General features: G+C 32.1%; 3 protein-coding genes and 1 pseudogene. All 4 read left to right on the top strand.

Annotated features, from left to right (window positions below):
- The first annotated feature begins 488 nt into the window (after nucleotides 1-488).
- Nucleotides 489-1334 carry a hypothetical protein gene (locus AC1DIT_RS27020; RefSeq protein WP_016132892.1) on the top strand — a complete coding sequence of 282 codons (846 nt, stop codon included), beginning with the start codon at nucleotides 489-491 and terminating at the stop codon, nucleotides 1332-1334.
- Nucleotides 1335-1991: 657 nt separating this feature from the next.
- Nucleotides 1992-2441, top strand: coding sequence for a hypothetical protein (locus AC1DIT_RS27015; RefSeq protein ID WP_016132890.1), 450 nt, complete (start codon nucleotides 1992-1994; stop codon nucleotides 2439-2441).
- Nucleotides 2442-2653: 212 nt separating this feature from the next.
- Nucleotides 2654-3360 (top strand): annotated as a pseudogene (locus AC1DIT_RS27010) (IS6 family transposase).
- A 154-nt stretch (nucleotides 3361-3514) separates the two neighbouring features.
- The gene (locus AC1DIT_RS27005) at nucleotides 3515-4993 is read left to right on the top strand and encodes a C39 family peptidase (RefSeq protein ID WP_016132886.1); all 1479 of its coding nucleotides are present in this window, start codon (nucleotides 3515-3517) and stop codon (nucleotides 4991-4993) included.
- The last annotated feature ends 208 nt before the right edge of the window (nucleotides 4994-5201 follow it).

The following is a 5201-nucleotide window of genomic DNA, read 5'->3' as shown; positions in this document are numbered from 1 at the left end:
TAATAAGATAATATCAGGTTGATAGTGCTTCCATTTGAACGAATTTTCCTTTTTCATACCGATCACACACCTTTTTTAGAGTAATAGTATCAGTATGTCCAAGATTTAGAGATTATTTGCAATTTCCCTGAAGTTTTTGCACCAGAACCGCCTTCTGCTTTTCGCTGCACTTCTTCTTTTGTGAGCGTAGGTTGTGTTGATCCTTCTTCTGCTTTTGAATTTTCAGGAAAACCTAGAAGTAGACCTCACGAAAGCACACAACTTGTAGCTGAAAATGAATGTTTTTCACTACTATTTCTCCTTTATATAAAAATTTAGTAATTTTCATATTATAGTTTAATACAAAAAAGGTAAAAAATAGAAATTATTACGAATATTTTTATATTTTAAAATATCCGAATATTCACTTGACTATATTCCAATATATGCTAAAATACTAATGGGGAAATATGGATTTTATGATAAATAATAGAATTGGAGGGATTTTTATGAAAAAAATATTAGGTATAATGTTAACTGCAGGCGTAGGATTAAGTTTTGGGTTTTCTGATGCCACATCAGCTCAAGCTAACCAAGGTGGGGTACACCAGAATTTAGAAATTAAAAAAATGCAAGACGGTAGAATTCAAGGAGTTAATGCTACAAGGGATTTAACTTCTGAACAGGTAAATAACATCTTAGTCCAAATGGGTTTTTCGACCACAGAAATATCTAACATGCAAGATTCACTAAAAAAAGAAATTATTAAAGCTGGGGGAAAAAAAGCTATATTAACTCCTGTAAAAAATGAAAATACTTCTCATAAATCTTTGGTTCAATCTAATCCCGTAGAACCTGAAGTGGTGATAGCGAACGGGCTGAGTTTTAATTTATTTGCTCTATATGAGGGCACTCAAGGATCTAATCATATTTATAAGGTTTACACTAATGGGTCTTGGACAAGTATTCCATATCGAAAAACAAATGATACAATAGGTATTTTCTGGGGAGATAATGTTACAGCTGTAAATAATTCAGATTCCGCTCGACAAAGTTGGTTTGGTGATGATGAATATGAGAATCAGTTAAAAGGGGATCGTTCAAGCAAATACGGAACACAGTGGAAAGTTCCATTTAAAAATGGCGCTACATTTAACGGTGTTTATACTTCTCAAAAAATATCCATTCCAACAAAATTTAATGGAAAAAAAATACAAGTCGGTTCTGGATTTATTCACCCATGGATAGCTAAACAGCAAGATATTCCGCTTAAATTTGGACCTGGAACTATTGATTTTAATGGTGTAAAAGGATATAGCTATACTTTAAAATATAATATTAATGTAGGTTCTTAAGGTTCTGGTGGAGGTTCGACCGAGATACATGTAATTTTCGGTCCTAGTCTGTATTTTATTTCCAATATCAGATTTCACTGTACCAAAAAAGTGTTTTACCAATAATGTTACGGATTATTTTTAATACAGTATTTTTGTTACAGCTAGTTCAATGGCTAGGATATTTCATATTTTCAAATGCAAAACGAAACAAAAATGAATGTTTATATTACAAATATCACCGGAAAATAACGATTAGTAAAAAATGGGTCTGTTGCAAAAATAGAAAAATTACAGATAATACAATTATGTTTTTATGATAATCAAAATAAGAAAAGATTTTATACTTGTTTCAAACTAATAAATAATTAAAGAGAGTGTACACTCCCTTTAATTATTTATTATTCAGATCTTTGAAGTTTAAATTCTTTATAACTTGAAATTAAAGAGCTAATAGAGAATAACAGAAATAAGCAAGGATAAGTCCAAGTCTTATAGTCTTTAATACTAATAATAAATGCAATTGTTGAGGCTATAAAGAGCATGAAGTAGAGGCTAAAATAAAACCATTTTCTAGATTTTTTATAATTTTTCATTGAAAAGCTCCATTCATCAATATTTCCATTTATTAGATATTATACTATTAGAAATTAACGTTTAACAAGGGGGAATACTTACATGAAAAAAAAATTACAAAAAAAAATAATGTTAATCTGTATGTCCATGGTTTTAATGATTTCTTTTACATTAATAAATTTTCCTGGAGAAAAAGCTGAAGCCGCGATGCAAAATCATAAACTATATAAAACTGAAACAGAAATTGTGTATGCAGACCCCAATGACCCAAATGCTGCATTCTCTCTACTTTTTGCAATGGTATCATTCATACCACAAGTATCAGCAATAAAAAAATTAGATATGGCATTGAAAATTGCTGGATTTGGAATTGCTTATCAGGGATTTGTTGATTATGGTAAAAATCCGAATAGATTTAAATTAACAAAAAGAATATACAAGGCTGATAAAGTTACTATGAATTATTGGGGATATTTCTATGTCGATATTCACAATCTCGATACTGGGAAATTAGTTTCTTCTAAAATGTACTTTATTGCAAAGATGCAATAAGTATACTTTTGATTTATATTGATAACAATGTAGAGTACAAAATACCACTGAATGTTTTCTATTTTGACTTTCAGCGACATTTTGTAGTTACCAATGATATGAAAAGCGTTAATTAAAATATCGGTTCTGGTGCAAAAAATGAAGCCGCTTGCAAGTAATCTCCTAAACTTGGACCTACTGATACTAGTACTCTAAAAAAGGACGCGATCAGTATGGAAATGCAAAATTTATTTAAGTGGAAACATTACCAACCTGATATTATTTTGTTAACGGTAAGATTGTACCTACGGTACAACCTCAGTTTTCGTGATTTGGTGGAAATGATGGAGGAACGGGGCTTATCCGTTTCTCATACAACGATTATGCGTTGGGTTCATCAGTATGGTCCTGAATTAGACAAAAGAATCCGTCGTCATCTCAAGCAAACCAATGACTCTTGGAGAGTCGATGAAACATATATCAAAGTAAAAGGTCAATAGATGCACCTGTATTGTGCCGTTGATTCGAAAGGAAACACAATCGATTTTTGCCTAAGCAAAGCAAGAAACCACAAGGCTGCACAGCGATTCTTCAAGAAAGCATTGCAGTCTTTTCATATTTCTAAGCCTCGTGTCGTGACAGTCGATAAGAATCCAGCTTATCCTATAGCAGTTGAAGAATTAAGAAAAGAAAAAAAGGTGCCATTAGACATCCAACTAAGGCAAGTGAAATATCTCAATAACATAGTGGAACAAGATATCGGTTTATTAAAAAGCGAGTTCGTTCAATGTTAGGATTGAAATTCTTTCGCACAGCTACATCCATTATTTTTGGAATAGAAGCTATGCATATGGTAAAAAAAAAGCAACTTATTTTACTGGACAAGTCTGTCCAAAATCAAGTGAAGTTCATCCATCAACTATTTGGAATTGCTGCTTAAGACTAGATTCCACTAGGAAACTTTTCGCCTCTTTATATCTTTTCTAAGTATTTGCACCAGAACCGAATAATTATGATTTTACATAAATTTTAATCGGTGCAAGAATACATTTAATTGTAATTTTTCTTGTCAGAAAAATGAAAGGGGTATAAATATGAAGAAATTAATTTTATTTATAGGTACAATTTTTCTATCATTTATGTTGAATCTGTGTACTTCTACAGGTTCAACAGCCGAAGCATCCTCTTCACAAACTGTTACTAAAGAGGAAGCTAAATTTAAGGCAAAAACATATCTGAAAATTATAAGTAACCAGTCTTATCCTAAATGGAATGGGGCGTCTTTTAGTGAAGAGAAAACGTTATACGATTTAGATGGGAAGATTAGAGCGTATTTATTTCAAGTAAAAAAAGGTGACCAAAACTATGGTTATATCATTGCAAATGGTATTAAAGGCAAATCTTCGATTATAGAGTCAACAAGGAAGGGAAGTAATCCCTATACAGGTGTGCCAGAAGGTCAAGCTATATATATAGGTCCCCTCCAACACCTCAAAAAGGAGAATGATAAGGTAATAGATATTGCTACTAGTCAAAATATTGAATTCAAAGAAGTAAAACAAGTGGAGAATAGTAGGGAAGAATCGTTAGTGCCAGACGTTAAATATGCAATTAATACTAAAGAAACTAAAGAGGAATATATAGAAAAAAAGCTAGGAAATGTTCCCGATTATCAATGGTATATAGGCTGTGCACCAACTGCTATTGCTAATTTAATTGCATACTGGTCTCACCATGGATATGATAACTTATTCAAAAAGAATGAGACTTCTAATAAATTAATAGATAATTTAGCAACAATAATGGAAACAGATAGAGGAACAGGCAAAGATACAGACGGCGTTTTGTATGGTACGTGGCCACATAAAATGGCACCTGGTATAAAAAAGTATTGGAATAAGCGCGGTTACTATCCGGAAACTTTATATGATTTAAAACCAACTTATGAAAAGTATAAAAAAGAAATTGATGCCAGTCATCCAATTATTATTAATACGCGTAAAAATGTTTTATATAGTGATCATGTAATAACTGGAGTTGGTTATGAGGAGCTCCATTTTGCAGATGTAAATGAACATTACCGAGGTATTATTGTACACGATACATGGAATACCACACCAGTAGATGTATCTATAGATTATGATGAGCATATGAAATCCATAGAATCGTTTACAAGCGTAAATCCAGCGCCCAAAGGATGGGTTACTGATTTCAATCAAAATTGGCGATATGTAGAGAATTCTGGATCTTTAAAAACTGGATGGTTCCAGGAAAATGGTAAATGGTATTATTTTGATTCATCTGGAGTTATGAAAACTGGATGGTTCCAGGAAAATGGTAAATGGTATTATTTTGATTCATCTGGTGCTATGAAAACGGGATGGATTACAGATCGATATTGGTACTACCTAGATACATCTGGTGCTATGAAAACGGGTTGGATTCAAGATAGCGGAAAATGGTATTACCTAGATTCCTCTGGTGCTATGTTAACGAATGGCTGGATTACTGTTGATGGAAAATCCTATTATCTTCGAGCAGATGGTTCATGGGATGAAAATAAAAAACAATAAATTAAATCATAATATTTTCAAACGATTTAACAATTGATAATTTTCGCAAAACTAAAACGGGTTCTGGTGCAAAAACTTCAGGGAAATTGCAAATAATCTCTAAATCTTGGACATACTGATACTATTACTCTAAAAAAGGTGTGTGATCGGTATGAAAAAGGAAAATTCGTTCAAATGGAAGCACTATCAACCTGATATTATCTTATTA

It is taken from the genome of Bacillus sp. 05T22, from assembly GCF_056396765.1.
The sequence above is the reverse complement of the archived record's forward strand: the minus strand, read 5'-3'. Positions and strand labels throughout refer to the sequence as shown.